General features: G+C 36.9%; 8 protein-coding genes. 7 read left to right on the top strand and 1 reads right to left on the bottom strand.

What is annotated here, in order from left to right:
* Positions 1-54 precede the first annotated feature (54 nt).
* Positions 55-396 carry a hypothetical protein gene (locus RG959_RS00845; protein ID WP_342795594.1) on the top strand — a complete coding sequence of 114 codons (342 nt, stop codon included), beginning with the start codon at positions 55-57 and terminating at the stop codon, positions 394-396.
* 86 nt (positions 397-482) lie between these two features.
* Positions 483-1,247: an SDR family oxidoreductase gene (locus RG959_RS00840; protein ID WP_342795593.1), complete on the top strand. Its 765-nt coding sequence runs from the start codon at positions 483-485 to the stop codon at positions 1,245-1,247.
* A 215-nt stretch (positions 1,248-1,462) separates the two neighbouring features.
* On the opposite strand, the gene RG959_RS00835 is transcribed toward RG959_RS00840, so the two are convergent.
* A complete protein-coding gene (locus RG959_RS00835; protein WP_342795592.1) occupies positions 1,463-2,821 on the bottom strand; it encodes an MATE family efflux transporter in 1,359 nt (452 codons plus the stop codon).
* A gap of 620 nt (positions 2,822-3,441) precedes the next feature.
* On the opposite strand from RG959_RS00835, the gene RG959_RS00830 reads away from it, so the two are divergent.
* The 5 genes from RG959_RS00830 to RG959_RS00810 all read left to right on the top strand — a co-directional run bounded on the left by RG959_RS00830 (position 3,442) and on the right by RG959_RS00810 (position 16,327).
* On the top strand, positions 3,442-5,169 hold the full coding sequence (locus RG959_RS00830; protein ID WP_342795591.1) for a hypothetical protein: 1,728 nt from the start codon (positions 3,442-3,444) through the stop codon (positions 5,167-5,169).
* A gap of 16 nt (positions 5,170-5,185) precedes the next feature.
* Positions 5,186-6,847: a hypothetical protein gene (locus tag RG959_RS00825; RefSeq protein ID WP_342795590.1), complete on the top strand. Its 1,662-nt coding sequence runs from the start codon at positions 5,186-5,188 to the stop codon at positions 6,845-6,847.
* Positions 6,848-12,055, top strand: coding sequence for an FtsK/SpoIIIE domain-containing protein (locus tag RG959_RS00820; protein WP_342795589.1), 5,208 nt, complete (start codon positions 6,848-6,850; stop codon positions 12,053-12,055). It begins immediately after the preceding gene.
* A 64-nt stretch (positions 12,056-12,119) separates the two neighbouring features.
* A complete protein-coding gene (locus RG959_RS00815; RefSeq protein WP_342795588.1) occupies positions 12,120-12,986 on the top strand; it encodes a DUF4007 family protein in 867 nt (288 codons plus the stop codon).
* The gene (locus tag RG959_RS00810) at positions 12,983-16,327 is read left to right on the top strand and encodes a hypothetical protein (RefSeq protein ID WP_342795587.1); all 3,345 of its coding nucleotides are present in this window, start codon (positions 12,983-12,985) and stop codon (positions 16,325-16,327) included. Before RG959_RS00815 ends, RG959_RS00810 begins: the two co-directional genes overlap by 4 nt.
* The last annotated feature ends 12 nt before the right edge of the window (positions 16,328-16,339 follow it).

Below are 16,339 nucleotides of genomic sequence, written 5' to 3'. Positions count from 1 at the left end.
TTTATACCCCTTCGCGTATAAAATAAAGCAGGAAACGGATGGAGGGAAGCAAAAATGACGGTGGTGATCATGGCCGCCGCAGTGCTGGTAATCGCAGCAGCGCTGCTCATTGGCTATAAACGTTATTGGCCGGTTAACGTAAAGCGCATATCTCTCGAAGAAGCGGCTGGGCATCCGGTAATTGATGTGCGTGACTGGCAGGAAGCAAATCGAATGCCGCTTGAAGGAGCAGAGCTTATTCCATGCGGTTACATTCCACGGAATGCGGGCAAATTTGGCGGGCAGGAAGTATATATCGCTGCTGCTTCAGCGGTTGAACGGAACTTTTCCGTCCGGCTGTTGAAAAAGTACAACATTCATGTAAAAGGGTTTATTTGCATGGATGGCTCTCTTTAAGCCGGTGCTTTTGCATCGGCTTTTTAAATTTGCCAGCCCCGTATCCAATCATTTAGGATGGAAGAAGAGGATGGGGGGGACGCTTCATGGCAAAACGCGCATTGATCACAGGCGGCTCAAAAGGAATAGGGCGGAAAACGGCGGAATACTTGGCAGCCGAAGGATGTTCGGTCGTCATTAACTACCGCTCAGATGCAGCAAGTGCAGAAGTGTTTGCAACAGAACTGTCAAACCGGTTTGGCGTACAGGCGTCAGCGGTACAAGGGGATGTGTCACGAAAAGAAGATTGTGAGAAAATTGCTTCCTTCTCTGGAGAGATTGATATTTTAATACACAACGCGGGACCCTACATACAAGAACGAAAACCAATGGCCGACTATTCCTGGGATGAGTGGCACGGGCTGATCAGCGGTAATTTAACCTCCGTGTTTTACTTGTCAAAGCTTTTCCTACCGGGAATGAAGGAGCGGGGCTTTGGCCGGCTGATTGCATTTGGCTTCGACCGTGTGGAAACGGCGCCGGCCTGGGTCGACCGTTCCGCTTTTGCAGCTGCCAAAACGGGGCTTGCCTCGCTGATCAAAACGATTGCCCTGGAAGAAGCATCATCCGGCATCACAGCGAATATGATTTGTCCGGGAGACGTCACAGGCAAGTGGAAAGAAGAAGATATAACCGCTGCTGAGGGAAAACCGGCTCCGCTTGTGCCGGTCGGCCGGCCGGGAACCGGCGGGGACATTGCCCGGGTAGCCGCATTTCTTGCTTCCGAGGCCTCCGCTTTTATTACCGGTGCCATTATTCCGGTAACAGGCGGCCAGGATGTGCTTTGCAAGCATTTTCGAAATGGAAATTGAAAAAAGTTTTCACATACTAGTCATATAAAGAAAAAACATCACGCCACCAGGCGTGATGTTGAGAGTGTAGACAAAGTAAAAAAAGCAGGCTGGTTGAAAACGTCTGTCTTTCCAGGAACGCCGCCGGCTGGGAAGCGGAGTGACCTTTATCAGGTCATGAGCATTCGCAGACGGCAAGTGACGCCGAAAGCGGGCGTTTGTCAACAGCCTGAACATCACGCTGCTAGGCGTGATGTTTTTTTGTGTTGTACCATACGCAGGCGTACGGACAGCGTGATGGCCCCGCATGTTAATCCGGTAATTAAGCCGATCCAGTAGCCGTACGGACCCCAGTCGGTCCAGCGGGCGAGCGCCCAGCCGAGCGGCAGCCCGATGACCCAATAGCTGATCATGGTCATCATAAACGTGACATTGACATCTTTGTATCCGCGGAGTGCGCCCTGCACCGGTGCTTGTACCGCATCCGAAAGCTGGAAAATCGCCGCGTAGATTAAAAACGAGGCAGTCAGCTGGAGAACTTCCGCATCCGTCGAATACAAATGAGCGATCGCATCACGGAACCCGAAAATCACAACCGTGCCGACTACCGCAATACCAACCGCCATCGCAATGCCGATTCGGCTGTACTGCCGGGCGTCTTGAAACCGTCCGGCTCCGGCTTCAAAACCAACCACAATGGTCAGCGCCATCGATACGCTGAGCGGGATCATATAGGTAAGTGAAGCGAAATTGATGGCAGCCTGATGGGCCGCAATGACGTTTGTGCTGTACTCACTCATCAAAAGCGTTACCGCGGAAAAAATACTTGTTTCAAAAAAGATCGACAGCCCAATCGGCAGGCCTAAGAGCAAAATCTCTTTCCATTTTGCAAAGGATGCACGCGGCAGGCGCCCAAACAGCCGGTAAGCCGAAAACGGCTCCTTCCGCCATACAATCCAGACAGCGAGCAGGAAAATAAGCCAGTAGCTGATCGCAGACGCATAACCGGAGCCGACACCGCCGAGTTCCGGAAAACCGAACTTCCCATAAATGAGCAGATAGTTAAAAGCGATATTGACGGGCAGCGTCATCACCATAATGACCATCGACGTGCGGGTCATGCCGAGCGCATCGATAAACCCGCGGACAACAGCCGTTAAAAAAAGCGGCAAAATGCCGAATGACAGTCCGATCACGTACTCATAGGCGATGCGGCGCACGTTATCTGTTAAATTCATGATGCCGAGCACAGGCTCAAGCAGGACCCACCCAAGCAGATAGGTAATGGCGGAAATCACAAGCGCCACATAAATCGCCTGCATCACAGAAAAAGACACCTCACCGCGGCGTCCGCTTCCCGTTAAATGGCCGACAATCGGCGTAATCGACAATAAAATACCGCTGAGCCCTGTGTAAACGGGCATCCAAAGAGAAGAGCCGACCGCTACACCGGCTAAATCATCGGCACTGTAATGCCCGGACATAATCGTATCGAAAAATGTCATCGCAAACATGGCAATCTGCGTCACAAGAATCGGGATTAAAATAAATAAAAATTGGCGTACTTTTGCACGCATTGTGGCTGTTTCAATCAAGCCGTTCAACTCCTTTACCGAACCATAGTATAGCACAAAGACCCATTTTCGTTTTACCAGTTTTTTTAAAATTGTTCTGTTCATTTGTTAGGAAGGAAAGTATTGAGCCCAAGTGGACGGAAAAAGTCTTGAATTCGGTTAAGAGAGCTTCTTTGCTTACTGTGGCAGAGGCCAAAACATTCAAACTACTACCGGAAGGGAAGAAAAATAAATGTTTCCATACATTATCCTTCTATGGAAAAACGAGCTGCATAGCAGAAAGACTACGTGCGGCCTTTTTTATAATTTGTGATTAATGTTGCCAGACTTTCAAGTTTACTAAAGCTGGATTTGGGTTATGGTGTATAGACCATTTTTATCCATAATGCTTATCTTTATTGTACCCAAGCCTTGCTGGTAATTAAGTACTAGATTCAGTTTAAGGAAAAAATTCCTACTCACCCATTGCATTATGAGATTGTTTTAGTTAAGAAACAACAAATTTTCATAAACGTTTGGTAAAATAGTATGATGAATACCAATGATTATGGATATTAATGTTAAAATAAAGTAATTTATTTAGACGATTTGTAAAAATTATGCTTAAAAGCAATTATATTTATGAGGAAGTGAGAAATATTATGAAAAATCAAGTCAATCCATTTGTGAATTTTATGCAACAATACGATTTAACAACAGCAGATTATTCTAAAATTTTTGATGAGCATACAACCACTATCCAATACAATATCGATACAAATATTAACAAACAAATTATTAATATTTTAAAAGAAAGTCCACGTTCAATTATTATTACAGGGAATGCTGGTGACGGAAAAACAAGAATTTGTAGAAATGTGTATGATGCCTTATCTTCCAATCCTTTTCAAGGATGGCCGCAAACAGGGATTGAAGAATTTAATTTTCAAAATTATAAAATCCGTATCATAAAAGACCTGTCAGAGTTAAAAGACGATGTTATTTTAAGGGAGCTGTCCAATTTATACAAATCGTTACGTGATGAAACAAATACGTATTATTTAATCGCAGCAAATGAAGGAAAACTAACTTATTTTTTAACTAAGCACGAAGAGCTTTACGGTTTAAAAGATATTATTGTTCCTCAATTCTCGCCAATTCATAAAGAAAAGAATAATAAACTAGAAGTATTTAATTTACTGCATGCGTCTTCATCTATTTATGCTAAAAAAATTGTAGAAGAATGGAATAAAGAAGAGCATTGGGAAATTTGTTCAAGTTGTGCAAAACAAAATCAATGCATTATAAATCATAATCATAGATCCTTATTAAATAATAAGACCACTAATCGTTTATTAGGTGTATACCGTTCATTGGATGGAAAACATGGACATATGACTATGAGAGAGCTGCTTATCCATCTCGCTTATACGCATACAGGTGGGCTTCATTGCAGAGATATTCATGCAGCTGATCCTGCGGAACTACAAAAACAGTCAAAAAAGGTTTATTATGAAAATCTTTTCGGCCACAATACTTCAAAAGAAATGTTCGAAGAGATTTCGGGAATCCAAGAAATAAGAGCTTTTGATCCTGGTTATTTATCCGATTCATTAATTGACGATTTCATTTTGAACGGGGATCTATCTAGGGAAGACCTAAAAGAAATGCACCAAGATTTGTTTGGGTCTAGTGTTGACACGGAATACGGATATTTTTATGAAGAATTGAAACGGTATCGTTTAAACTTTCGATCAGATGAAGATGAAGGAAAAAAGCTTTCAGAAAAATGGCTTCCTCGATTACGTAGAAAATACTTCTTTGAATCCAAAAATAGTAAATCTATCGAAAAACTTATTCCATACCGTTACCGTAAAACGTTTTTAGATATATTAAGAAAGCCTGGCAATCTTTCATTAGATATAAAAAGAGATTTAATTGCTGGATTAAATACTTATTTTTCTAAAAAGCTAGTGTATTCTTCGGCCAATGCATTGTATGTAACATCTGAAAACTTATTTGTGCATAGTGAAATCAATTTTTCAGATATACATTTTGATGTTCAAGAAACTCTAGATGAATATGATAGACGTCCAAGCCACTTCACCATGCGTGTAAAAGATGTTCATTTAAATATAAACCTCCTAACTTTCGAATACTTACTTCGTTTGGCGAATGGTGGAATGTTTAACGTTTTAAGAGAAGATATCGAGATTTTATTAAATAACTTTAGAAATAAGTTAATTTCTATTGAGCAAGAAGATAAATCTATTCTTAAAATTTTAAAATTTGATTCTGCACATGGAGCATTCGTGTTAAGGCAAATTGAGATCAAACCAGCTAGTGATCCTGAAGATGAAGACGAAGATGAAGACGATGAGGAATATTAAATTAGAGGTGAAAAACATGGACACAGAAAAGGACACTGTACAATTTTCCAGCCAGATTTCAGAAAAAATATGGGGTCATCGTTTTAGAGCCGGACAGAGAGGTCCCGAATATACGCTTGAATTTTTAAATATTATGGCAGGTACAAAATATCAATTTGGCCAATCTTATTATGAAAGAAAAAGAATGGAAGAATTCAGAAAATTTGTATTCGAGGGAGCAAAAGAAGGCGCACCAAAGAAGGATGGTACAATCAGCCATGTTACATTTGAAGATGAGTATAAAAAGGAGATACAAAATCATCTTGGTATTGACCACTCTCAATTAGACGATTTACAGATGTTTTTTAAAAATTTAGCTATTCAAATGACAACTCCAACAGGTAAAATGCTTGACCGCTCATGGTATGCAACTATGCTATTCCCGCTCCATGAATCACTTTTGTTTTTTGAATTACGCCAGGATAAGACGAAAGACAAAGCTTCTTTTGAACGGAACTTTTTTGCTCGTGGTGGCGAATTATATTATTTAATGATCACGTTTGGAACACAAGAAGATCTAGAGCTAAGAAGATCTATTGAGCAAAGACTTAGGGAAATTATGCAGCAAAATGAAAGTATTACCGGTGTAGTAGATAAAATTCGTGAGAAGATTGATGAGGAATACGGCGCTAATATTGAAAATAAAAAACCGAGAAATCCGGCGGTTTTGATAAAAGACCCATCGTTATCAGATATATTTAATAATTATGAGAAAAGAGAGTATCCGTATTTGCCTGATCATCATTTAAAACTTTATAGTGATTTTGCAAAAGAATTGGATTCATTATTAAAATTAAAAATTGATTTATATGAACTATTCGGCCTTCTTACTTCTTTGATCTGTTTTCAGTTACATCGCTATATGATTTATCAAGCAGAAAAAACGAATTCACAAAAAAATTATTATTTTATTGATTGTTTAGACGGGCATGATCCACATATTAAGCGTCTTGCACAAGATGCATTTAGCAGGCATGAAACATCAATTCAAAAGAGGTTTGATTCTTTTACAGATCTAGATATAGAACAGTTACTTCCAGAAGATAAAGCAATTGAAATGCTTAAGAGATGGAAAGAGGATGCAAGAAACAGTACAGCTGATAAAGACGAAAAAAGGTATGAGAAGTTTTTTGAGGATATTAAATATACCTCTGTACGTGATGTAAAGAAAAAGGCTCTGATTAAAGTCATCGAAACCCCAGATGAACAACAGGCAATCAAAATGTTGAAATTGAAAATTAAAGAGTTTTCACGTGACGAACTGAAGACAAAGCAATTGCCTATTACAAGAACGCTAGCACGTGATGGTGGATTTATTGCATTAGGTGTCGGTGTTCGAGGACGGTATGTATTATCAGATAATTTCTTGTGCAGCTTAGTGTATGCTACGTTAGGTGACCGTAAACAGATGGATTTTCATGAGTTTATGCAGGAATTATTTGATCATTCTAATATTGTCATAGGAACAGAAGAAGCCAAGTCTTCAGGGATTTACGAACGTGAAGGTGTTAATTTACGTTATTTTCAGCATAATGAAAACAAATTGCGTCAAAAATTAAAGCAAAATGGCCTGCTTCAAGAATATTCAGATGCTACCGCATTAATTACTAACCCGTACAAAGTAGGAGGAGATTATTAAATGTCATCAACTCAAACCATTACAAAACAGCTCCTTCTGGGCTATTGGCTAACACAATATATAAAAGAATATTTAGAAATGAATAAGGAAAAATATGCAGAAAGAGTTTTGTTGAAAATAGATAATATTAGTTATGAATACAGTCCGGCTATATTAACAGTATTAAATGAGAAGAAGGATGAATTGGCACAAATTTACGAGCCCGTAGTAAAAACTGTTTCGCTAATTGAAGGTTTTGAGAAGTTTGCATGTGAAAGTCATGAAACAAGTGTATGGCTGCGCAACTTTACAAAGCCAAGCCAAGCGCTCATCTTATTAATGAACAAAAAGACACCAGAAGCACAAAGCTTGAAAGACATTTTATCAATAGATGAAATTCAGCTATTGTCCGATTCGGGTTTTAAAGCCTTATCGAATATGTTAATCCGTGAAAAATTTCTTTCAGTTCCGGAGGTTAATGAACTTTATGCTTTTTTAACTTCCTATCAAAAAATTACCGATTCGCAATTGTCACTCATTCTTAATTTCTTAGTTGCAGTTATAGAAAAAGAAAATGATTTACTGTTTTCTCAAAAAATTGGCCTTTCATTAGATAAATTGCAATTATTTAAGGATGAAATGATTCAAATTGATAACAAGGAGTCTTTGAAAAAAAGTCTTCAAAAGAACTATTTGCTTAGTCATTTAAGGAAAAGCAATGTTCAATACCTTGATCCTGAAAAAATGCTAGCGAGTGTAGATCTTTTTATTCAGAATGAAGTACAAAATAATTATTCCAGCGATGTTTGGGAAATATACACAGGCAGAGAATCAGAACTTTTAGAGAAAGCATCGGAATTTGTTTACCGTGAAAACAAAGATTTTCTGATAGTTCCATTCTCGATAGCCGAGAAAGTTTTTCACTTTAAAGCACCAAGTACTCTTAAGGAAAAGCTTTTAAATGTTAGAGATAACGTACTTAGCAGCTATGCTGAGAAAATAGACAAAGCAGAATCTCAAGATCAAGCAGAGCGCCTTCAAACAGAAATGCGTCAGAAAGAGCTTGAGTTTGATATGGGGATGGAAGCGATTCAAGGAAAAAAAGACCTTGAAACTATTCGGTCATTTAGAGACGAATTTTCTGATTTTATCGATTCAAGAAATCTTATAAGAACTATCATGAATATTGAAAATAAATTAGAAAATCCATCAGAGTATAATTCTATTATCGAAGGTCTACTTTCAGAAGTGATTGTTATGATAGAGGATATTGAAGATGATGAATTTTATGGAAATATTTCCTTGATAATTTCCAAAACAAGTAAAGAGATAATTCCAGCGAATTACCTAGATTTTATAAATTATCATTTACAATCTCTTTCACTGCTGTCAAAAAACATTATTATTGAAAAGATTGATGAAAATGAAGCGGACTCAGGGAATAACACCTTGCCGGAATTTATTTCCTTTAAAATTACATTGCAAAGAAATGAAGAAACACTTGATTCTACTGATTTCAAAGTGGATACTTCATCGATAAAAATTGAAAATAATAGTTTTTTTGATTTTTACGATGAATTATACCTTAATAAAAAGCTTGGATACGTAACAGCAGAAGGTAATAAAAAAGAAACAACCTTTTTTGAAAATGAAATTGAGTCGATAAGAGCGGCTACTGAACTAGGGGATCGTAAACTGTTATCAGATATTGAATCTTTTACAAATTTTCGGGAGCAATACGTCGGTCTGTTAAGGCAATCAATTGAGTCTGGCTGGACAATTGATTTATTAAAAACTACAACATCACTTGTAGAAGGCTATTTGAAAAATACGTATAAAGATGTGCAGGCAGTTAGAAAGATTCATGGGTTTATTAACAAGATTGGAGTTATTGATTTTGTTGAAAGCAACACATTAGCGTCAGCAAAGAACGTGACGAAACAAGTGATGTCAATTTTCAACCCAATGCGATTTATTGCATATGGATATCAGCTTGTTCAATTTGGCAAGCTAATTGAAAAGCTTACAGATACGTCTTCATCGATCAATTTTGTTAGAACGATTGAAGATATTCAAAATTATAAAGCGTTTGAACTGATGAAATTAAGTCATTTAGCGCCTGCTTATATTTCTACAGGAGAACAAAATATTTTTTTCTTCGAGCAAGAAGAATCATTTGGACAGGGGATTTATGTAACTGAGGAAAATAAACAAAGCGACTCAAGTCAAGCTAGTGCTTTCGCGAATGAAATGACTAAGATTGCATCGGATTATGTAAAGATTTATCCTTATGCTGCAGATAGCTTGGATATCTTGTTTCTATATGTAACTAATTTGGATTATGTCAAAAAAGCAATTGAGTCATTGTTGAGAAAGAATGATATTCATAAACTGAATGTAACGATTCATAGTCCAAGGCAGGCTGCTGTTTTGTATGATGAATTGAATAAATGGCTTGAAGCAAGAGAAGAATTTACAACACCTTTACCGTTACTTGGAGGATTGCCGAAATTAGAAATAAATGTACTGCCGCATCATTCTGAGGAAAATTTAGAAAGCAAATTGGGAAAATCAATGATCGACTTTGATATGGCGGTTTTTGTAGATTATTTCGGTCAGAAGCACCACTTAAATGTTCCAAAAACATTTCATCCAAAAAAATTGAAGGAATGTTCAATGGAAGACAGTGCTTGGAAAACCGTGCATGAAACAGGTTATCGATCTGAAAATGAAGGAACACGTCTTATCAATTATATTTCTAATACCCAGCCAGTTTTATTCCAACGTTTTTATGATTTGCAATATGTACTTCAAAGCGGTATATCCTTAGAAGAGAGTAACACCACTCAAGTACTAAGAGGACATATTCAAATTACACATACTGAAAAAAATGCTTTGTACAACTTAGTACATGAAAAGTTTAATTGGGTTGTCACGTACGATAAATATATGGACCCAATGCTAGTAAGCCAGGTAACGAATAAAGCGAACATTATACGGTATCATGTAGATAGAAAAGGTAAAGATGAAGTAAAGGTTCTTGTTTCTTCATCAGAGTCTGTTAAACGATTCTTAGATAAAACAGAAAATTATTATTATCAAGACCGGCTGTCAAACCGTTTAAAAGATTTATTATCAACGAGGTCACTTGATGAAAATGTAACAAGAGATATTATTCATCAAGTAAAGCAACTTTCAGGCGGATCAGTTTTACGGTCTTTAGGACCAGGAAAGTTCATCCATGAACTACTTTCTATTTATTTAACAGTCACGGCGGAAGAGGCTGAACGCAATGAAAGTAGTGTTGTTCTCTGGAGCATGTGTGATGAGCTTGAATGGTTTAGAAAAAATCAAAAACGTCCAGATCTACTGAAGTTGACTATTGAATATGACAATGAGCATAAGGAATTTAATATTCATATGAAACTAGTTGAATTAAAATTAATTCACTATAATTCTTATGAATCAGAAGTACAAGATGCACATAAGCAATTGATGAGCGGTGAAAAAGTATTACGTTCATATTTTGACTTTGATGAAAATGCTTTAGACAAAGAAGTTCGTTTACAATCTCTAGTTAAATTTTTAATTGAAGCTAGAGCTTTTAATGTAAAAGAATTATCTATTCTTGAAAACCTTCAAGCTAATGAAGAAACATCAATCAAATTTTATTTTGAAAAAGAAATAAATGCTTATATTCATTCACAAGATGTACACTTTGAAGGGAAAAAGCAGATTGGTCCAGGTCAATTTCTAGATGCGTCAGAGATTGAAGATGTTACTGTGAAAACATTTACTCGTTCCTTTATTCTTTCTTCCTTGCAGACAGAAGAAGAGCAAGATGAAAAGATAGTAGAAGACTATACAGAGGAAGGAACATCCTTTAATGAATTTATCAAGCAAAATACTAGCTTGGACCTAGAGGGTGAGGAGGATTTATCATCACCTGAAAGTGATTCGGTGGATGTAGAACAGTCGGAGCCGGAAGAAAGTGAACAAAATGATCTTGAAGAGCAGGAAGAATCAGATAGTGAGTCAGCGGAGGGCACTCATGAAGATGAAGATGAGCAATCACAAATTGAATTCCCTGAAGTGAGAGCTCTGCAAAATGTCAGAGCGGCGCAGAACGATGAAAGTAAATTAGAGAAAGATAAAGAGTTAGGTCGGCAATACGGACAAATTTTACGAACAAAATTTAATTTAAACAATATTAATTTCACAGTTGAAAGAACGCTTGTGGGTGCCAATGTTATTCGAGTCGTAGGGAACATTCCATCTAATCAAAGTTTTTCGTCTGTTGAGAAAAAAGCAAAGGACATGCCACTTTGGTTAAAAGTAGATTCACCTCCAACTATTTTTAGTAACAAGAACGGTATTAATATTGATATCAATCGTCCTGATCCAGAGGTTATTTATTTCGATTATTTTATGACACTTGTAAGAAATCAAATTAGTGAAGAGAAATTAAATGAAGGGTTCATTGTTCCAATTGGGCTTGACCCACTTAATAATGTAATGACAGTTGATTTTAATGGAACTGAGCCCCACATGCTTGTAGCGGGTTCAACCGGAAGCGGTAAAAGTGTCAGTTTAAATTCAATTGTTCTTTCCTTAATGTGTCTATACAGTCCTGGAGAATTGCGATTTGTTTTCATTGATCCGAAACAGGTTGAATTTATGCCATTTAAGGATAATGTATATACGAATGAAGTCAGTACTAATATTGAAGAAGCTGCAGACTATCTTGACACTATTGTGGAAGAGATGGAGCAACGTTATACATTATTTAGTCAGAAATATATTCGCAATCTAAAAGAATTTAATGATAATGTAAATGAAGCAGATGAAAAGTTACCAAGGTTGGTTATTGTCTTTGATGAGTTTGCTGATTTTATGCTTCAAGACAAGGAACTCGCTAAGAGAATCGAAAATACAATTGCGAGAATTGGGCAAAAAGGGAGAGCTGCTGGAATCCATATGATTGTATGCACGCAGTCTCCGAAAGCTGAAGTGATTAATACGACAATCAAAAACAACCTATTAGCTAGATTAGCTTTAAAAGTAACAGATAGCGTAGCTTCGAATGTTGTACTTGATACAAGTGGTGCTGAAAATTTAGCTGGAAAAGGTGACTATTTGTTAAAAACAAGTGCTGAGCCGGTACGAGGCAAAAGCCCATTTCTCCAGCATGAAGCATTTGTAGCATTGCTAAATTATTTTAAAAAATAATGGTTAAACAGACGAATTAGCCGTTTAGGCTAATTCGTTTTATCATGAGTTAGGTGGTCAACAAATGGGATTTGCACAACATCAAAGTTTTTATTTACGTCCGCAATGGCTGAATAAAGGAATGGATGAAATTCAAAAGGATTCTCGCTTTTTTTATCAAGAGGATCACTTTGAGCGACTCGGTATCGGTAAAAATATGGCCAAGTCTGTCCGTTACTGGATGAATGCCACAAAAGTAATGAAAGATGTAAAGTCAACAACTACAGAACAACATTTAACTCATTTTGGCTCATTGGTTCATACCTATGATCCCTATTTGCAAAAAACATTTACTGTAGGATTGCTTCATTACTTCTTAACAACGGACGAATCTATTGCAACGACTTGGTATTGGTTTTTTAATGTGTTCAAGGAAGATGTCTTTGATCGACAGACGGTCATGCTGGCGTTAGAAAAATGGGTAGGTGAAACACAGGAAAAAGCTGTTTCAACCAATTCTTTAAAAAGAGATATTGATTGTTTATTTTTAACATATCTAAATAAAAATTTTGAAAATGCTACTCCTGAGGATGTGATAAGGAGTCCTTTTGAAGAATTAGGACTGCTCATGCAGACAATTCGAACTAGTTACACAAAAATGCCGCTGGTTGACGCCACGCATTATGATCTTTTATATGTAGCACTCTTAATTTACGCACAAAAGCATCATACGAACGAGTTGAGCATTAGTGATTTAGTAAATGAGCCTGAGCTGTGGGGGAAAATTTTTAATTTAAACCGTAGTACAATTGTTGAAGCCATTGAAGAAATGCAAAAGAGCTATCCGATTGTCTTTACTAGAACAAACCGACTCGATATTGTTCGATTGAAAGATGTTATAGATCCTTTTGATTTTATTGAGCAGTATTATAAAAAGGAGGCGGTGAAATGAAGAAATTTCAGCCAAGTATTAACATCGTTTACGATATAGGCCGCCCAGAACTTTTTGATCAGTTTGTGCCGAACATGAATCAAATCGATATATTAACAGAGATTCTACAAGGAATCATTGAACAAAAACAACAAGCTCATTTAATGATTGGACCGTATGGAGCTGGAAAGTCAATGGTAGGTGCTCTTGCAGCTTCTTTAGTCTCTGCACGGAAAAATAGCAAGGACGTTAAAAATTTTCTACAAAACGTAAAAACGGTTAATCCTGAGTCTTTTGAGTTGATTGATGCTGCATTGGTGCAAAAGGAAGTTAAATGGGTACCAGTTGCGATTACAGGTAAATATGGTGACTTTGATCAAATACTTTTAGACTCCATTGTCAATGAATTGAGGAAGCAGGATATTTTTGTGTCCTTAAAGGGAGACAGTGAACAGATTTTAAAAACGGTGGCTTTATGGAAACGTGAATACCCAAACACATATAAAAAACTTGAAGATTATGCTCGAAGAATTCATACAGAGCTTCCCGAAATGCTTTCTTATATTGAATCAGGTGACGAAGAACACATTCTTGAATTTAAAAAAATGTATCCTCATTTAACATCTGGTGCTGTTTTCTCGAGTGCTTCAACCATTTCTTTTACAGAACAAATGAATCATATTCTTGAGCAGCTTAAAGGCAAAAAAATTGGTTTGTTCATTGTATACGATGAATTTGGGCGCTTTTTGCAGACAGTTCATCAGTCGGCTATTTATCAAACGATGCAAAGCTTGCAGGACCTGGCAGAAATGAGCAACCGGTCGTCAAATCTAGGTCTTTTATTTATTACACATACGGGCCTTCGGCAATACGCTGCTTCTAATAATAATCTTTCTAGATCTGAACTAGAACGGGTTGAAAAACGCTTTGCGGACCATCGTCTAGAAAGTGATCCTTCTCTGTTTTACCGTTCTGCTTTTAAAGTGCTAGAGGCAACACGTGAAGGAGAAGGCGGGAGTCTCTTTCTATTAAAAGATATCGATTATTTACGGAATGAAATTATTAAATTTAACTTGTTCCCTGATATGAAGCCATCTGAAATTGATGGTGCTATTTTAGAAGGTTGCCAGCCAATTCATCCGTTAACAATACGAATGCTGCCGGTTCTATCAAATATTCTTGGTCAAAATGATCGCACGCTCTACACTTTTTTAGCAGAAGCAGAGCAAAAATCAGAAGTTGCATCTTGGTATTATGCAGATCGTTTATTTGATTATTTTTATCCAGATGAATCGACGTTTTATTTAATTGAAGACCTCAAGTTTTATCGCTTAGCCATGAGCTACCGACTAATAGAGGAGTCTAAACGGATCGTTAAAATGATTACTTTAATGAATATTGCAAATCGCCCTTTCTCTATAACAAAACCATTTTTGCAATTTGCGCTTGGGATGTCAGCAGAAAAAGTAGATTATGCGATTAATGAACTTACGAATGCCAGATTGATTCGTTTTAATCGATTTGCAGATTCTTATGAATTGTACAGCGGCTCGATTGTAGAGTTTGAAGAATTGTATCAAGAGTTCAGCCAGTCTGTTATTTTAAATGACGAAAAACGAATCATGGCAATTGATCAACTGTTCTTAAACAAGTACTATTTGCCGCATGCCTATAACAGTAAAAAAAGCATGACTCGCTTTATTGAAGCGAAGTTTAGTTGGCATGATCAAGTATCAAGCATTCAGTCAACTGGTGATGGACTAATTGTTTACATCCTTTATCGTAATAGTGAAGAGTATCAAGATTTAATTAAGTTAGTAAAGGAAGATAAAAAAGAAAACATTCTTTTTTGTATCCCGTCCCTAAATGTCGAACTACTTCAAGAGAAAATAGATCAATATCTTTTATTAAATATGATTTTATCTGATCGTGAAAAATTAAAAGAAGATGAAAATTTAAAATCAGAAATCGAGATTCGAATTGAAAATGTAAAATACGATATTGAACAAATTTTAAAACCAATTCAACAGTTTGATCCAGATACGTTGAGATGGATTTTCCAAGGCGAAGAACGAATGCCGTTTGCATCAAAAGAAGAGTTAGAAGCTTTTTTAAGTGATTGGATGAATCAACGTTTTGAACATACATTAGAAGTGAGAAACGAGGGATTCAATAAGCGAACTATAACAACTATGCAGAAAAAGGCCGCAATAAGTATATTAAGTATGCTGTTAAAGCCGGATTTTAACGGTGAAATGAATATTTCAGGGTACGGACCTGATTATTTGATTTATGCAACACTCTTAAAAAATCAAAGATACGATATAAATAACCTAGACGAATTGGAAAATCCTGAACTGAAAAGAATGAGGGAGGATTTAATAAAGCATGTCCAGTCTCATTCACGAGGAAGAATAACAGACTTATATCAAATTCTTCTAGACGTCCCGTATGGTATGAGAGAGCCCTTAGTTCCGATTTTAACTGTTGCACTGTTAAAAGATATGTGGGATCAGATGGCCTTCTATGCAAATGATTTTTACGTAAGTGAAATGAATGCAGAGTTGCTTTATGAAATCTTAGAGCAACAAGTTGATTTCTATGAGTACGAAATGTACAAACTGTCCGAAAGTACGACAAATGCTTTGAAAATTATAAATGATGTATTTTTTGATCTGCAACAGGCGGTTCAGCCAGTCATTATATTTGGGGCTTTAACGGAATGGCTCAGAAAGCTGCCTCGCTATACGCAAATTACTGAAGATCAAAGTCAAGATGTTCTTCTTTTTAAAGCGGCTATTCGCCATAGTGAAACTGACCCTCTTGAAGCTGCTTACCGAATTGAGAAGTTGCTTGTCGGTAAAAATGCAAAAGCATGGCTTCTTCAGTTGAAAAGTGAACTCGAGCAACATTTAGTGCAACAGAGAAAAAATCTTGAAAATGATGTTAGTAATATATTAGGTGTCATAAGCTGGTCAGACTGGATCAATGAAAACCAACGGCTTATTCAACAGCAACCTGTTCTTTCAAATATAACTAAAAAAATTAAGAATGAGGAAGATTGGCTTTCTTACTTAATTGAAAAAACAGTAGGCGCTCATTTAAAAGATTGGTCAGATATTACGTATGATTCTTTTCTATCATCTGTTAAACAGTTAGCGGCTTCGCAAGAAGGTTCAGATGTTATTAAGATTATGACGAATGATCAAACAGTAATGAAATTGCAAGAAGTAGAGCTTTCAGTTAAAGGGAAAACGGTTTACAGCAACGTGAGCCGAATTGTACAAGCGGGCGGACGTACGATGTCGAATGAAGAAGTGAAATATATTATGTATAAGATATTGACTGAACTTGATCAATAAAAAAACGCTCAT

Source organism: Domibacillus sp. 8LH, from assembly GCF_038806185.1.
Classification (GTDB): domain Bacteria; phylum Bacillota; class Bacilli; order Bacillales; family Domibacillaceae; genus Domibacillus; species Domibacillus indicus_A.
Note: the sequence above shows the minus strand (reverse complement) of the source record. Positions and strands in the feature narration are given on the sequence as shown.

Bases quoted from the DNA above. Each gene is read 5' to 3' on its own strand.
- RG959_RS00845 (WP_342795594.1), top strand. From the start codon at position 55: ATGACGGTGGTGATCATGGCCGCCGCAGTGCTGGTAATCGCAGCAGCG.
- RG959_RS00815 (WP_342795588.1), top strand. From the start codon at position 12,120: ATGGGATTTGCACAACATCAAAGTTTTTATTTACGTCCGCAATGGCTG.
- RG959_RS00840 (WP_342795593.1), top strand. From the start codon at position 483: ATGGCAAAACGCGCATTGATCACAGGCGGCTCAAAAGGAATAGGGCGG.
- RG959_RS00820 (WP_342795589.1), top strand. From the start codon at position 6,848: ATGTCATCAACTCAAACCATTACAAAACAGCTCCTTCTGGGCTATTGG.
- RG959_RS00825 (WP_342795590.1), top strand. From the start codon at position 5,186: ATGGACACAGAAAAGGACACTGTACAATTTTCCAGCCAGATTTCAGAA.
- RG959_RS00810 (WP_342795587.1), top strand. From the start codon at position 12,983: ATGAAGAAATTTCAGCCAAGTATTAACATCGTTTACGATATAGGCCGC.
- RG959_RS00830 (WP_342795591.1), top strand. From the start codon at position 3,442: ATGAAAAATCAAGTCAATCCATTTGTGAATTTTATGCAACAATACGAT.